This window comes from Rossellomorea aquimaris, from assembly GCF_001877785.1.
In the GTDB taxonomy this organism is placed as follows: domain Bacteria; phylum Bacillota; class Bacilli; order Bacillales; family Bacillaceae_B; genus Rossellomorea; species Rossellomorea aquimaris_A.
Genome location: NZ_MINN01000153.1, coordinates 1 through 452 on the forward strand (window position 1 = coordinate 1; position 452 = coordinate 452).

Sequence of the window (452 nt, forward strand, 5' to 3'; positions counted from 1 at the left end):
TTGAGGGTGTGTTGGCTCATCTCGAAGAATTAAAACCAGCACAGAAAAAGAAAATCGAAGAACATCAGGATATGCTCGCATTATCAAAAAAACTGGCGGTCATCAAAGATGACCTCCAGCTAGATGTGGCACTCGAGGAAATTGCAGTGCCGGAATACTCTTCTGATTTGGTGAGGATTTGCGACGAGCGGGAATTCCGCTTGCTCGCAAGGCTCCTGGAAAAATCATTCATTTGATCGTTGCACCGGAGAAATCCGAATAAAACTCAAAACACTTCGGTTCTTCCGGAACGACACCGCCCGTAAATTGCTCGGGCGGTTTTTTTGTCCATTGTCGTGGACATACAGCAGCAAATCGTCCTCGGTTTCTTCATAGCCAATCAACGGCACCCAGTGATAGGCGAAAGTCGTTTGTTGTCGCCAGCGCAATGAGAAATAACGATCGAATTTCAC

At 46.5% G+C, this 452-nt stretch carries 2 pseudogenes; one reads left to right on the plus strand and one right to left on the minus strand.

Annotated features, from left to right (window positions below):
• Positions 1–236: pseudogene (locus tag BHE18_RS23395) on the plus strand (5'-3' exonuclease); the annotation flags it as partial.
• Here BHE18_RS23395 and BHE18_RS23485 read toward each other — a convergent pair.
• Positions 225–452 (minus strand): annotated as a pseudogene (locus tag BHE18_RS23485) (hypothetical protein); the annotation flags it as partial. The pseudogenes BHE18_RS23395 and BHE18_RS23485 overlap by 12 nt on opposite strands.